This is a genomic window from Peribacillus sp. NPDC076916, assembly GCF_050269675.1.
In the GTDB taxonomy this organism is placed as follows: Bacteria; Bacillota; Bacilli; order Bacillales; family DSM-1321; genus Peribacillus; species Peribacillus aracenensis.
This window is the reverse complement of record NZ_JBNNIU010000001.1, coordinates 208,754-222,569: the sequence shown is the minus strand read 5'-3', so window position 1 is coordinate 222,569 and position 13,816 is coordinate 208,754. Positions and strand designations below refer to the sequence as shown.

Below are 13,816 nucleotides of genomic sequence, written 5' to 3'. Positions count from 1 at the left end.
AATGGCTGTACCTTTTAGAAGAACGTCGAAAACTGTAAAAAGAAAACGTCGTACGCACTTCAAGCTTCAAGTACCTGGTATGGTAGAATGCCCGAGCTGTGGTGGAATGACTCTTTCACATCACGTTTGTAAAGAATGTGGAACATATAAAGGAAAAGAAGTTGTCGCAAAATAATTTCTTGACCTACTTGAGAGCTTTGCTTTCTTGATGCAACACGCTAATCAAAGCGCAGGGATTTTTCTCTGTGCTTTTTTTACAAATATATTTGGCAGAATATTTTGAATCATTTGTGTTTGCCGATGATTTTGGAGAAGGTGTTTACATGGATCAGGTGATTGAAGTTGAAAAGGATAAACGCGGTTTCATGAAGCTCTTATTTAATAGACCGGAGAAAAGGAATGCCGTGAATTATCAATTGATGGACGAACTTGAGTCGATATTGTCAGAAGCTGCATTCGATGATGAAGTTAAGTTGCTAGTCCTGACAGGGGCGGGATCTGAGGCATTCTGTTCAGGCGGGGATCTAAGGGAATTTCAGGATTTGCACACAGAAGAAGAGGCCTTTGCTATGTTATCGAAAATGGGTGAAATTCTGTATAAACTAGCAGTTTTCCCAAAACCAACAATAGCGCTCATCAATGGAAGTGCTTTCGGCGGTGGATGCGAAATAGCGACAGCTTGTGATTTCAGATTAGCAAAGAGCGAAGTCAAGCTAGGGTTTGTGCAAGGTACCCTGGGAATAACGACAGGCTGGGGCGGTGCTTCACTTTTACTTGAAAAAATACCAGAGCAAACAGCGCTAAAGCTATTATTGGATGCAAAAATACATAAAGCTGAGGAAGCAAAGGAATTTGGTTTCGTAGATGAGATAGTCGGAGAAGGTACGGAAGGATGGGAAAGGTTCGCAGAAGATTTTCTCAGCCATGAGATAGGGGTATTGATGGCCTATAAACGATTGCTGGTCCGTAAATGGCAGGGTAGCGGGCTTAAAGGAAGAATGGACGCGGAAATCCGGGAATGTGCTAAACTGTGGGCAAGTGATGAGCATCATGCTGCGGTCGATCGCTTTTTAAAAAAGAAAAAATAAATATTACACGCTCTATATATCTTCTATCTTTCCTAGCAGGTGCATATTATGAATTAAAACTTGCTGGGAGGTAGAGAGATGACGATTGCGAGACAAGATGCATGGACTCATGATGAGGATCTGTTGTTGGCTGAAGTGGTACTGAGGCATATACGAGAAGGCAGTACACAATTAAAGGCGTTTGAAGAAGTGGGGAAACAGTTATCGAGGACATCTGCCGCTTGTGGGTTCCGTTGGAATTCATTTGTAAGGAAGCAATATAAGTCAGGGATAGAGCTGGCGAAAAAACAAAGGAAAGAACAGGTAGTCGATAATCCTGAAATGGAAAGGGATTCGGTTGCAGCGGTGGAGAATGTCACGGTTGGAGAAAAAGCGCCCGAGCATGAAGATAAAGAATCTATTACCCTTCAGGAAGTTATATTATATTTAACTAAAATGGATGAATTCTTTCAGCTTGATAATAAGGAAAAAGAACGGATTTCTGAGCGGTCCCTATTTCTTGAACGGGAAAATGTCCGGTTGTTGGAAGAAAATGAATTGCTTAAAGAAAACCTGAGAGCTGTTGAGGAAGATTACCGTGCGTTAATGCAGATTATGGAGCGCGCAAGAAAACTTAGTGTACAAGAGGACGAAAAGACTAATCCGAAGGTGAGTTTTCAAATGGATAAGAATGGTAATCTGGAAAGGGTCAATAAATAAAAAATGCGGGTGGGAAAATCCGCCCGCATTTTCTTGGTGCTTCCTTATTCTTGTGTATCTATTTCTTTATTATCTTGTATGTCAAATGGGCTCCAAATCAGCGGGTTTTCTCCAAGGTCCCTGTCCAAATCATAGGAAACAGCAGAAAAACCCATCTTTTTCCAAAAGTCTTGTGAATGAACTCTTGGATTGGTTTTGATAGGCATGTTCAGGCTTTTGGCGAATTCGACCAAAGCTCTTCCATAACCTTTTTTCTGATAGTTAGGCAGGACTTCAAGTTTCCAAAGAACAAGGAAGTCCCTAGACTTGTCAAAATATTCGTCGAATTTAGCGCTTCTTTTATACAGGCTCATGCGTGCTACAAGTTTGTCGCCATAAAAGATTCCGTAAAAAGGTGATTGGCTGTCATTTTCGATGATGTTACCTTCTAAATCATCTAGCATTGACAGTTCCTGTATCCCGTATTCTTTGAATTTTTTGAATTCCTCAAGCGTTTTAAAATTTACAAGTAATCGTTCCACCTTGTATTCCATAAAAAAGCTCCCCCTTAATTCTGATAAACCTCTTCCGATAGTACCCTTTGAAAGTCATCCCACTGATCCTTACCATGTGGAATTCCAGCTTAGGTCAAATCTAGTATGACAACATCGACTAATCCTAGCTGTCTAAATGCTTATAGCCTTTTATCCCCGTCCTTTTCCCTTAAATTTCCCGTGGGTTGAGTTTGGAGTTATCTTTTGTACCCTAAAAGTATTCAAAATGGCTAAGCTTTTCGTATCTAATATACCATTAAATTAACGCTTAAAGAAGAAAATATATCTTCAATGGCGTATTAATCGTTCTTTCCATTGGTATTTTATGACGAGCCATTGTTAATGGCAGTTCAATTTCAATCAAATAGGTGTGCTGTGTTTTCCGGCGATGGGAAAATTGATGCAGGATAAAAAAGATAATGTGATAAAATAGGGAATATATTTCAAAAAGTAAGGAAGGGTACTATGAGAATTGGAATCATTGGGGGAGGGGCCATAGGGCTGCTTTTTGCGTCTCATTTAAGTGAAAAACATGGTGTGACACTTTATACTCATACTGCGGATCAGGCGTCCATCATCCAACGTGAAGGAATCCGTCTTATTACGGATGGTGAAAGCAGGCTGCTGACAGGCATCATTTCCAAGGGCCTGGATGATGGGATATCGGATGTGGAGCTTCTAATATTGGCCGTCAAGCAATATCACCTGCCGCAAATATTGCCTAGGATCAAAGGTATTCAGGTTCCAATGCTATTCTTGCAGAATGGCTATGGGCATATTTCTTATTTAAAGCAGCTTCAATCCCCGACCATATATGTGGGGGTAGTGGAGCATGGGGCAATGAAACATGACGGGAATACCGTGGAGCATACTGGGCACGGCATTACAAGGGTCGCTTCCTTTAAAGGGGAACTTGAGCAACTATCGTTAGTGAATGAAAGGATCGACCATTTTCCTTTTGCGAAGAGTGAGAATTTTCACTCGATGCTGATCGATAAGCTTGTCGTTAATGCAGTGATAAACCCGTTAACGGCGATACTTGGTGTGGAAAATGGCGGTTTAATCACTAACCCCTACTATTACCAATTATTTCGAGAACTTTTTGGGGAAATCTCCAGTATTTTGGAGGTTCATAATAAGGATGAGTCATTTGAACATGTGAAATCCGTTTGTATGTCAACTGCAGAAAATCGATCTTCAATGCTAAAAGATATAGAAAATGGCCGCAAAACGGAAATTGATGCTATTTTGGGTCATATCCTCTCGGAGGCAAAGAGTAAAGGGAAAAGTGATTGCCTGACATCTTCTCTATATAAGATGGTCAAAGGAAAAGAGTCTCAGGGGGGATGAGAATGTGCCGTACGTAGTTTCGAGCCTTGCCGCGATATTTATTACCTTGCCATTCGTAGGGTATTTACTTTTTTTTATCAGTGCCAAACAATTTACTGGAAACCATAGGCGCTCCGTTCAATTTGCTATGGACATGAGTACGCTGCTGTTCGTATTATCCGTCCATTATTTGATCATTACGATTTGGGATAAGCAAATTCTTTGGGTGATCATGCTGATCATGATCATCAACGCATTCGTGGTGGTCCTTGTCCATTACAAGGTAAAAGAAGAAATCATTTTTCATAAGGTATTAAAGGGTTTTTGGAGAGTGAACTTCGCCTTCTTTTTTGTAGCTTACCTTCTATTATTTTCCATTGGAATAATAACAAGTATTACGAAGATATTTACTACATAACATAGAACATCGCATCAATTTTCTGCTGCTGGGCAACTTCTTTTGTTTTCTTAAACCGGAATGTTATACTCTAAAAAGAATTGTAGTTGCAGAGAAAGGGAGAACAGAAATGGAGATGAAAGATCTCGCGTTACCATCTTTAAACCGTTTTGCATCGGACTATTTACAAAACCGTCTTGAAACGGAGGATTATTTTCACTATGACTTGTCTAAGCCTGACATTTATCTCAATAGATATAATGAATTGATGAACCGCTCTTTTTTACGTGATGAATTGTCGGATTACATACAACAATACATGTCTCGTTTTGCAATCAGTGAGGCAGTTAAGGCGAATATTGAAAGGTTGCGCAAGGATGATTCCGTTGTGGTGATTGGAGGACAGCAGGCTGGGTTATTATCAGGGCCGCTGTATACCATTCATAAAGTGATTTCGATCATTAAGCTTGCGGAAGAACAGGAAAAAGAACTGGGGCAGCCAGTCATTCCAGTTTTTTGGATAGCTGGAGAAGATCATGATTTGGCTGAAGTCAATCATGTTTATGTTATGAAAAACGGTAAACCCGATAAGAAAACCTATCCTTCCTATCAGCCTTATAAAACAATGGTTTCTGATGTAGAGCTGGAAACGGATAAGGCTGAGAAGTGGTTTGAGGAAATCATTGAAACTTATGGAGAAACGGCCTTTACGAATAAACTCCTGATTGATATGAAGGAAACCATTAAGCAATCGAATACTTTCGTCGATTTCTTTGCCAGACTGATTCATGAATGGTTCAAAGAATATGGCCTTTTACTAGTTGATGCCGGAGATCCGGAGTTAAGGCGAATGGAGAAGGCATACTTTGAATCGATGATCAATGAAAGTGGACGGATTGCTGAAGTGGTCGAGGAACAGCAATCATTCATGCATGCGAAAGGGTATGCAAAAATGATTGAAATGGATAATCGGGCAGCTAATTTATTTTATTATGATCCAGAAAAAAAAGATCGATGTTTACTCGAACGTGTAGAAGGCGGTTTCAGCGGTAAAAACGGTGAGGTATCATTTACCGGGGAGGAACTCTTGCAGATTGCCAAAAATCATCCGGAACGATTAAGCAACAATGTCATTACACGCCCGCTCATGCAGGAAATGCTTTTCCCTGTATTGGCTTTCGTTTCTGGACCAGGGGAAATAGCTTATTGGGCAGAATTAAAAAAGGCATTTGAGTTGTTTTCCATGAAGATGCCCCCAATCATTCCTAGGTTAAACATCACGCTGGTAGAGCGCAGTATCCATAGCGACCTTGAAGAAATGGAACTCAGTTTGGAAACTGTTCTGACTGAAGGAACCGCTAATGCTGTGAAAAGTTACCTTGATTCGGTGAAAGATGAGACGATTGACACCCTGTTCGGGACACTGAAATCACAGCTTGAAGAGAACCATGAAAAGCTATTTGCCCACGCTGTCTCTTTAGATAGAGCACTTGAGCCGATGTTGAATAAAAACATTGAATTCATACAAAAGCAATTGAATTTCATGTATGGCAAAATCGGTGACCGTACAAAGGAACGGCATTCGGTCACATTGAAAAAATATGAACGGATCACAAATTCACTGTACCCTCTTGGATCACCCCAGGAGAGGATTTGGAATGTGTTTTATTACTTGAATCAATACGGGCCAGAGTTCGTACGGGATATGATGAAACTGGAATACCGGTTCAATAATCATCATAAATTGATTTTCATTTAGAAAAACCATCCGTTTTGGGTAAAAGTGGCGGACATATCATTTTGAATAAGGTTGCCACAAACCAATCCCGCCGGATGGATTAAAAATGTAAAAAAGACAGGTGCTAAAGCCTGTCTTTTTTTCTGTTTCCTGGGCACTTGTCAGGTAGTATCTTCGACAGGAATTGTGGGGCTGCGTCTTAGTCTGAGTCCATTCGAGGGAAGTGCATGTTTATGTAAATAATTTGGCTAAATAAACTTAAGTAGAAAAGAAGGGAATTTTTACTTGGAAGGAGAAAGTAAAAACAAGTGGAGAAAGGTGGGGGAATGTGGTACATTGAGATTAGAATGTGGGGGTATTGGGTATGTTCATGGGAGAGTACCATCATAACATCGATATAAAGGGCCGTTTGATAGTCCCAGTGAAATTCAGGGAAAATCTCGGGGAGCAATTTGTCCTTACCCGCGGACTCGATCAATGTTTATTTGGTTACCCTATGGAAGAGTGGAAGCTGCTTGAAGAAAAGCTGAAAGCCCTGCCCTTAACAAAAAAAGATGCCCGAGCCTTTACCCGTTTTTTCTTTTCTGCAGCTACAGAATGCGAAATTGATAAACAAGGGCGAATTAATATCCCCACGCCGCTTACTTCATATGGCCAATTGGAAAAAGAATGTGTAATTCTTGGTGTTACCAATCGTATTGAGATTTGGAGCAAATCCCTTTGGGAAAACTATTTTTCAGCTTCTGAGGATTCTTTCGCTGAGATAGCAGAAAATATGATTGGCTTTGATATTTAAGGCTGCCCCCAGAAAATAGGGTCACTCAATAACCGATTGGAAGGATGTCTAACATGTTTCAACATACAACAGTGTTATTAAAAGAGACGGTTGATGGATTGAACATCAAACCTGATGGAATTTATGTGGATTGTACTTTAGGAGGAGCCGGTCACAGCGAATACTTACTTTCACAGCTCTCTGACAAGGGTAGGCTTTATGCTTTTGATCAGGACGAAACGGCGATTCGGAATGCTAAGGAAAAATTGGAAAGCTATGGCGAACGTATTGTTCTTGTTCCTAATAATTTTAAATACTTAAAAGAAGAGTTGAATGCCCGCGGAATCGAGAAAGTGGACGGGATCCTATATGATTTGGGTGTTTCATCCCCACAATTGGATACACCAGAACGTGGTTTCAGCTATAACCATGATGCACCTTTGGATATGAGGATGGACCAAAGTGCTGCCATTTCTGCCTATGATGTCGTGAATACTTGGTCATTCCATGATTTGCTTAGAATTTTCTTCCAATATGGCGAAGAAAAGTTTTCGAAACAAATTGCCAGGAAAATTGAAGCGGCACGTGAAATAAAACCGATTGAAACGACCTTCGAGCTTGTGGAGTTAATTAAGGATGGAATACCAGCTCCGGCAAGACGTAAAGGCGGACATCCTGCGAAACGAGTGTTCCAAGCAATAAGAATCGCTGTGAATGACGAACTTGGTGTCTTTGAAGATTCCTTGGAGCAAGCCATATCGCTTTTGGATAAAGAAGGAAGAATATCTGTCATTACATTCCATTCACTAGAAGATAGAATTTGTAAAACGGTATTTAAAAAAGCCAGCAGCATGCCGGACCTTCCGCCTGGACTTCCAGTTATCCCGGATGAATTCAAACCAACTATGAAAATAATTACGAGAAAACCGATTTTGCCATCAGAAGAAGAATTGGAAGGGAATAATCGTTCCCGGTCGGCTAAGCTAAGAATCGCCGAAAAGCAATAATCACAGAAAAAAATCAGTAGAGGGGGAACATGAATGAGTTCCATAGCCAAAAAAATACAAGAACAGCAATATGAAGACCAACAGCAGCAACAGACGCACCAAACAGTGGTCATCCGTAAAGCGAAGATATCCATTGGTGAAGTTTTCTTACTATGTGCCCTTGCTGTCATGGTTACCTTTATGGGAGTGAAAATAGTCTCTAATCAAGCGGCCATCTATGAAACGAATAAAGAAATCCAGCTAGTGGAAACGTCGATTGAAGAACAGGGTAAAGTGAATGATGATTTGAAAGTGCAGGTTGCTGAACTTAGTACATACGAAAGAATTTGGAAAAAAGCTGCAGCGCTAGGGTTCAAGTTAAATGAGAATAATGTGAAGGGTGTGCAGTGATAATGCAGAAACAAAAAAATATGAAGCATGGGGCAGCCGGATTATTCTTCTTATTCGGCCTGCTCTTTTTTGTGTTAATCTGCCGCTTTTTGTATATACAGGTGACAGGTACAGCAGGCGGGGAGGTACTGGCTTCAAAAATCGACAAGAAATATGAAAAAAAACAGGTCATAGAAGCAAAAAGGGGAAGCATACTCGATACTAAAGGTGAAGTCATCGCCGAGGATACTTCCTCCTATATCTTAAGGGCGGTACTCAGTGAAAAGGAGCCGGAGCATGTCAAGGATCCGGAAATGACTGCGAATAAGCTTGCTAAATATATCGATATGGATGAACAGGACATCTATGAAAGACTTACGAAAAAAAAGGCATACCAGGTGGAGTTTGGCAGTGCCGGCAAGGATTTGACTCAGGTCACAAAGCAGAAAATAGAAAAATTGGAACTGCCGGGAATTACATTCGGAAGGACCAATAAACGTTTTTATCCTAATGGGATTTTCGCTTCCCATCTGATTGGCTATGTAGAAAAGGATGAAAAAACGGGAGAAATGGCTGGTAAATTCGGCATCGAAAGGTACCTCAATAAAGAATTGCAGGAAACGGATGGGAAGCTGACATATGACAGTGACTCATGGGGCTTCCTCTTACCTGATAAGGAAGAAAAGGTTGTTGCTCCGGATAATGGCAATGATGTCATGCTTACCATCGACAAGAAAATACAAACATTCCTGGAAGACTCGATGAGCAAAGTGCAGGAAAAATACGATCCTGAACAAATCATAGCGATTGTCTCTAATCCGAAAACGGGGGAAATCGTGGCGATGGGGCAAAGGCCTACCTTCCATCCGACAACGAAAGTCGGTCTTACGGATACTTGGCGGAACCTGGCTATTGAAGAAACCTTCGAACCGGGATCAACCATGAAAACATTCACCCTTGCCGCGGCTGTTGAGGAAGGGGTCTTTAATCCGAATGAAACCTTTGTCGCTGGAACCTACAAAGCCGGATCAGGGAAAATCGGAGATCATAGCGGAATCGAAAGAGGGAAGAGCATGACCTTTCTTGAAGGGGTTCAACGTTCCTCCAACGTCGCTTTTGCTACTCTTGCAATGGATAAGATAGGAGCGGATACTTTCCGTGAGTATTTGACTAAGTTCGGATTTGATAAAAAAACGGGAATTGACCTGCCAAACGAGATAACTGGAAAAATTCAATACAAGTATAAGCTTGAAAAAGTTACCACTGCATTTGGACAGGGTTCGACCGTTACACCGATTCAACAAATCCAAGCTGCATCCGCAATAGCCAATGACGGGAAAATGATGCGGCCGTATGTGATAAAAAGCATTTCCGATCAGGATACGGGGAAAATTCTGAAAACAACTAAGCCGAAAGTTACAGGGCAACCGATTTCGGCAGAAACTGCAAAACAAGTACGTGATTATTTGGAAACGGTAATTTCCGCGAAAAAAGGAACAGGGAAAAAATATGCCATTGAAGGATATGAAGTAGCGGGGAAAACCGGTACAGCACAAATTGCGGGTCCGACAGGTAGATATTTAGAAGGGAAAAATAACTATGTGTTCTCCTTTCTAGGCATGGCTCCAAAAGATGATCCGCAGTTGGTCATGTATGTGGCGGTCAAGCAGCCGAAGTTAGGTGTATCTTATGTTGGGGCTGATCCATTGTCAGAGATATTTAATCCTGTCATGCAAAATAGCCTGCAATATCTAAACATAAAACCTTCTGAGGTGAAAAAACAAAAAGCAAATAAAATCGTGGACTATGCGAATCAAACCGAGAGTTCAGCTGTCAAAGAACTGAAGGAACTTGGCTATGATGTAAGTACGATAGGTAGTGGACGTAAAGTGCTCGATCAATCCCCAAAAGCGGGGAGCGTACTCTTACAGGGTGAAAAGGTAATCCTCAGGACGGAAGGCGAAATGAAAGTTCCTGATATGAAGGGATGGTCCCTGCGCGATGTTATGAAATTGGCTAAGGTCGCAAAACTGGATCTAAAAACTGAAGGTACTGGATATGTGAGTAAACAAAGTCTTGAGCCTGGGAAAGAAGTAAAGGAAGGAGAGACATTCAATATTGAATTATCCCAGCCTGAGGGGGCTGGTGAAGATATACCGACAAAAGGGAAAACAGAGTGAAGATAAAGAGGGGATCCAAATGGATCCCCTCTTTAATTCTTTCAAACAAAGTTTGTAGTCTAGCATCGAGTAGACAAGCATATATTGAAGCATGTATGAAATGGAGGTGCCTGTTTTTGCGTGTTTCGAATGTTACTGTCCGAAAACGGCTGGCAATCGCATTGGCGATCGGGATCGTTGTTTTTTTTATCATTGATATCCGATTGGGAATTGTACAGTTTTATCTAGGGGATAAGTTGACGGGGCTGGCTAAAGATTCCTGGAGCAGGAATATTCCTTTTGAAGCCAAACGAGGAGAAATTCTGGATCGGAACGGTGTTGAGCTGGCAACGAATATATCTGCACCAACAGTCTATGTCATCCCAAGACAGATTGAGAATCCTGGGGAGACGGCGGAACAGCTTGCTTCAATATTGGATATGACAAAGGAAAAGGCTTATCAATGGTTAACGAAACAGGCGATGAGCGTCAGAATTCCGGAAGGCAGAAAGATATCTCATGAAAAAGCGAAGGAAATTAAAGCATTAGGGATAAAGGGCGTTTACATCGCTGAGGATTCAAAGCGCCATTATCCATTTGGTGAATACCTTTCGCATGTTCTTGGCTTTACTGGCTCTGACAATCAAGGGTTGATGGGTATTGAATTGTCATATGATAAGGAGCTAAGCGGGGAAAAGGGATTCGTAAAATTTTACTCCGATGCTAAAGGGAAAAGACTTGAAAATATGGCCGATGACTATAAGCCCCCTGTTGATGGTGATAACTTGAAGCTAACCATCGATAGTAAAATCCAGACAATTGTGGAGAGGGAGCTCGATAATGCGGAGGCGACATATGATCCCGATGGTATAATTGCCATTGCGATGGACCCGAATACAGGGGAAATATTGGCAATGTCAAGCAGGCCAACCTTCGATCCGGCCAACTTCCAAAATGTACCTTCAGAAGTATATAACCGTAATTTACCCGTTTGGAGTGTATATGAACCAGGTTCGACTTTTAAGATCATCACGCTTGCTGCGGCGCTTGAGGAAGGGAAGGTCGACTTACAAAAGGAACATTTTTACGATTCCGGACATGTGGAAGTGTCAGGGTCTACACTGCATTGCTGGAAAAGAGGAGGTCATGGGGACCAGACTTTTCTTGAAGTCGTCGAGAACTCATGTAACCCTGGTTTTGTAGAATTAGGAAACCGGCTTGGTAAAGACAAGCTGTTTAAATATATAAATGATTTCGGGTTTGGGCAAAAGACAGGGATTGATTTAACCGGAGAAGGAAAAGGAATCATGTTCAACATGAATCAAGTGGGTCCGGTTGAGCAGGCAACGACAGCGTTTGGACAAGGTGTAGCCGTAACGCCCATTCAGCAGGTGACAGCGGTATCGGCGGCTGTGAATGGCGGAACTTTGTATACACCTTATATCGCGAAGGAACTTGTTAATCCAAAAAATGGGGAAGTACTGATGCGAAAGACCCCACAGGCGAAGAAAAAAGTGATTTCAGAAGCGACCTCTAAGAAAGTCCGTGAAGCACTTGAATCCGTTGTCGCCCAAGGTAGCGGTAAAGGAGCATTCGTGGAGTCGTACCGAGTCGGCGGGAAAACGGGTACAGCCCAAAAAGCTGAAAATGGCAGATACCTTGAAAATAATTATATTCTCTCATTCATTGGGGTCGCTCCAGCGGATGATCCGCAAATCGTCGTTTATATAGCTGTGGACAATCCTAAAGGAACGGTACAGTTCGGCGGGGTCGTTGCCGCACCGATCGTTGGGAATATCATGGAGGATTCACTTAGGGCCATGGGCGTCAAGCCAAGGAAAAACCAGATTGAGAAGGAAACGGTCTGGACAGATCCGGTCATGGTCGAGGTACCTGACGTTGTGGGTATCAGCAAAAAAGAGTTGCAAACCCAGCTCATCGATCTTAAGCTGGATATTGCCGGAAATGGGGATAAAGTCATAAATCAAGCCCCCGATCCAGGTGTTAAAGTAAAACAAGGCTCCACAATAAGAATTTATCTTGGCGAAAATACAGAATAAGTATAATATAATATATGAATAGTTAAAGCGGCTGAAGAATCATCAGCCGCTTTGTTTACGGAGTCGGGATAACCCCGTATAATTGAAATTGGTTTCTCGACAAGCCAAGGCTAATCACATATAATGAATCCTCAAATTAAGTTGAGAGGGATGGAAAAATGAAGCTTCACAAATTACTATCTTATTTACACTCCTTATTTACGTATGAAGGAGAAAATCCTGAAATCACCTCCATTGAAAATGATAACCGTAAAGTCATAGACGGAAGTTTATTTGTTTGTATAAAAGGTTATACAGTCGATGGTCATGATTTTGCCCGACTTGCTGTAGAACATGGAGCTGCAGCAGTCATTGCCGAAAGGCCGCTTGACCTCGATGTTCCCGTGATCGTAGTCAGGGATTCGAGCAGGGCGATGGCGGTGCTTGCCGATGCATTCTATGGCCATCCAACTCAAAAGATGCGCTTGATCGGAATTACAGGTACGAATGGAAAGACGACGACCAGTCACTTATTGGAAAAGATTTTCGAGGATCGGCAAGAAAAAACAGGCTTGATTGGCACGATGTATACAAAAATTGCCGATACGGTATATGAAACTAAGAATACGACGCCAGATAGCGTTACGCTGCAGAAGGCTTTTCATGAAATGGCCGAAGCATCCGTTACCACTGCGATTATGGAAGTCTCATCGCATGCACTTGAGCTTGGACGCGTCCATGGCTGTGATTATGATATTGCCGTCTTTACGAATCTCACACAGGATCATTTGGATTTTCATAAAACCATGGACAGATACAGGCAGGCAAAATCCTTATTTTTCTCACAGCTAGGCAATGCTTACATAGAAAATCGTCCTAAATATGCTGTGCTTAATGCCGATGATGAGGCAACAGCTGATTTCATTAAAGCGACTGCTGCTACAGTCGTAACATACGGCATAGACAAAGAAGCAGATATCAGGGCCAAGGATATACAAATTGATGCAAATGGCACATCGTTCACCTTGACAGCAGGTAAAGAAGAGCGTTACATTCAGCTGAAGCTAATTGGTAAATTCAGTGTTTATAATGTGCTCTCAGCAATCTCAGCTGCTTTGTGCGCCGGTAACGATCTAGATGAGACAATTAGATCCATCGAGGATATAAAAGGTGTTGCAGGCCGTTTTGAGCTCATTACAGCGAATCAGGACTTCGCTGTCATTGTTGACTATGCCCATACTCCGGACAGTTTAGAAAATGTTCTAAAGACTGTTGGCGAGTTTGCCAGAAAGAAAATTTTCGTGATAGTGGGCTGCGGCGGGGACCGCGACAAGACAAAGCGTCCCATCATGGCCGAAATTGCATGCAGCTTGGCGACTGACCCGATCTTCACTTCGGATAATCCGCGCAGTGAAGATGCTGCCCAGATCCTCCGGGATATGGAAGCTGGTGTAGCAGGCAAAGAATATACCGTTATTGAAGATCGCAGGCAGGCGATAGCTTACGCTGTTACCAAGGCGGAAGAGGGCGACGTTATATTAATAGCCGGAAAAGGTCATGAAACCTATCAATTGGTCGGTGACGAAGTGCTTCACTTCGATGACCGTGAAGAAGCGGAAAAGGCGATTCAAAGTCGTCTGGGTTCAGTTTGAACCAAAGCTGAAATTGCCTTTGCGAAAAATA

At 42.0% G+C, this 13,816-nt stretch carries 13 protein-coding genes; 12 read left to right on the top strand and 1 reads right to left on the bottom strand.

Annotated features, from left to right (window positions below; all coding sequences use genetic code 11):
- Position 1 precedes the first annotated feature (1 nt).
- The 3 genes from rpmF (at position 2) to ACQKFG_RS01070 (ending at position 1,787) form a co-directional block, all read left to right on the top strand.
- Positions 2-175, top strand: a complete 174-nt coding sequence (gene rpmF / locus ACQKFG_RS01080; RefSeq protein ID WP_034313929.1) for a 50S ribosomal protein L32 — start codon at positions 2-4, stop codon at positions 173-175.
- Between the two features lie 148 nt (positions 176-323).
- The gene (locus ACQKFG_RS01075) at positions 324-1,088 is read left to right on the top strand and encodes an enoyl-CoA hydratase/isomerase family protein (RefSeq protein ID WP_192203954.1); all 765 of its coding nucleotides are present in this window, start codon (positions 324-326) and stop codon (positions 1,086-1,088) included.
- A gap of 78 nt (positions 1,089-1,166) precedes the next feature.
- Positions 1,167-1,787, top strand: coding sequence for an RsfA family transcriptional regulator (locus tag ACQKFG_RS01070; protein ID WP_192203955.1), 621 nt, complete (start codon positions 1,167-1,169; stop codon positions 1,785-1,787).
- 44 nt (positions 1,788-1,831) lie between these two features.
- Here the strand turns inward: ACQKFG_RS01070 and ACQKFG_RS01065 are convergent, their stop codons facing one another.
- On the bottom strand, positions 1,832-2,320 hold the full coding sequence (locus ACQKFG_RS01065) for an N-acetyltransferase (RefSeq protein WP_192203956.1): 489 nt from the start codon (positions 2,318-2,320) through the stop codon (positions 1,832-1,834).
- A 465-nt stretch (positions 2,321-2,785) separates the two neighbouring features.
- On the opposite strand from ACQKFG_RS01065, the gene ACQKFG_RS01060 reads away from it, so the two are divergent.
- The 9 genes from ACQKFG_RS01060 (at position 2,786) to ACQKFG_RS01020 (ending at position 13,785) form a co-directional block, all read left to right on the top strand.
- Positions 2,786-3,670, top strand: a complete 885-nt coding sequence (locus ACQKFG_RS01060; protein ID WP_192203957.1) for a 2-dehydropantoate 2-reductase — start codon at positions 2,786-2,788, stop codon at positions 3,668-3,670.
- Positions 3,671-3,674: 4 nt separating this feature from the next.
- A complete protein-coding gene (locus tag ACQKFG_RS01055; protein WP_192203958.1) occupies positions 3,675-4,067 on the top strand; it encodes a DUF3397 domain-containing protein in 393 nt (130 codons plus the stop codon).
- Between the two features lie 109 nt (positions 4,068-4,176).
- Complete coding sequence (bshC, locus tag ACQKFG_RS01050) at positions 4,177-5,805, top strand: bacillithiol biosynthesis cysteine-adding enzyme BshC (protein WP_427555564.1); 1,629 nt, start codon at positions 4,177-4,179, stop codon at positions 5,803-5,805.
- A 343-nt stretch (positions 5,806-6,148) separates the two neighbouring features.
- Positions 6,149-6,580, top strand: coding sequence for a division/cell wall cluster transcriptional repressor MraZ (mraZ, locus tag ACQKFG_RS01045; protein WP_034313914.1), 432 nt, complete (start codon positions 6,149-6,151; stop codon positions 6,578-6,580).
- Positions 6,581-6,633: 53 nt separating this feature from the next.
- A complete protein-coding gene (gene rsmH / locus ACQKFG_RS01040; RefSeq protein WP_034313911.1) occupies positions 6,634-7,566 on the top strand; it encodes a 16S rRNA (cytosine(1402)-N(4))-methyltransferase RsmH in 933 nt (310 codons plus the stop codon).
- Positions 7,567-7,599: 33 nt separating this feature from the next.
- Positions 7,600-7,956, top strand: a complete 357-nt coding sequence (gene ftsL / locus ACQKFG_RS01035) for a cell division protein FtsL (protein WP_427555561.1) — start codon at positions 7,600-7,602, stop codon at positions 7,954-7,956.
- 2 nt (positions 7,957-7,958) lie between these two features.
- Positions 7,959-10,115, top strand: a complete 2,157-nt coding sequence (locus ACQKFG_RS01030; RefSeq protein WP_427555558.1) for a penicillin-binding transpeptidase domain-containing protein — start codon at positions 7,959-7,961, stop codon at positions 10,113-10,115.
- A gap of 116 nt (positions 10,116-10,231) precedes the next feature.
- Positions 10,232-12,154 (top strand): stage V sporulation protein D, encoded by a 1,923-nt coding sequence (locus ACQKFG_RS01025; protein WP_427555555.1) that lies wholly within the window; start codon positions 10,232-10,234, stop codon positions 12,152-12,154.
- Between the two features lie 158 nt (positions 12,155-12,312).
- Positions 12,313-13,785, top strand: a complete 1,473-nt coding sequence (locus tag ACQKFG_RS01020) for a UDP-N-acetylmuramoyl-L-alanyl-D-glutamate--2,6-diaminopimelate ligase (RefSeq protein ID WP_192203962.1) — start codon at positions 12,313-12,315, stop codon at positions 13,783-13,785.
- Positions 13,786-13,816 lie beyond the last annotated feature (31 nt).

Coding starts and splice junctions, on each gene's coding strand:
- rpmF (WP_034313929.1), top strand. CDS start 2: ATGGCTGTACCTTTTAGAAGAACGTCGAAAACTGTAAAAAGAAAACGT.
- ACQKFG_RS01075 (WP_192203954.1), top strand. CDS start 324: ATGGATCAGGTGATTGAAGTTGAAAAGGATAAACGCGGTTTCATGAAG.
- ACQKFG_RS01070 (WP_192203955.1), top strand. CDS start 1,167: ATGACGATTGCGAGACAAGATGCATGGACTCATGATGAGGATCTGTTG.
- ACQKFG_RS01065 (WP_192203956.1), bottom strand. CDS start 2,320: ATGGAATACAAGGTGGAACGATTACTTGTAAATTTTAAAACGCTTGAG.
- ACQKFG_RS01060 (WP_192203957.1), top strand. CDS start 2,786: ATGAGAATTGGAATCATTGGGGGAGGGGCCATAGGGCTGCTTTTTGCG.
- bshC (WP_427555564.1), top strand. CDS start 4,177: ATGGAGATGAAAGATCTCGCGTTACCATCTTTAAACCGTTTTGCATCG.
- mraZ (WP_034313914.1), top strand. CDS start 6,149: ATGTTCATGGGAGAGTACCATCATAACATCGATATAAAGGGCCGTTTG.
- rsmH (WP_034313911.1), top strand. CDS start 6,634: ATGTTTCAACATACAACAGTGTTATTAAAAGAGACGGTTGATGGATTG.
- ftsL (WP_427555561.1), top strand. CDS start 7,600: ATGAGTTCCATAGCCAAAAAAATACAAGAACAGCAATATGAAGACCAA.
- ACQKFG_RS01030 (WP_427555558.1), top strand. CDS start 7,959: ATGCAGAAACAAAAAAATATGAAGCATGGGGCAGCCGGATTATTCTTC.
- ACQKFG_RS01020 (WP_192203962.1), top strand. CDS start 12,313: ATGAAGCTTCACAAATTACTATCTTATTTACACTCCTTATTTACGTAT.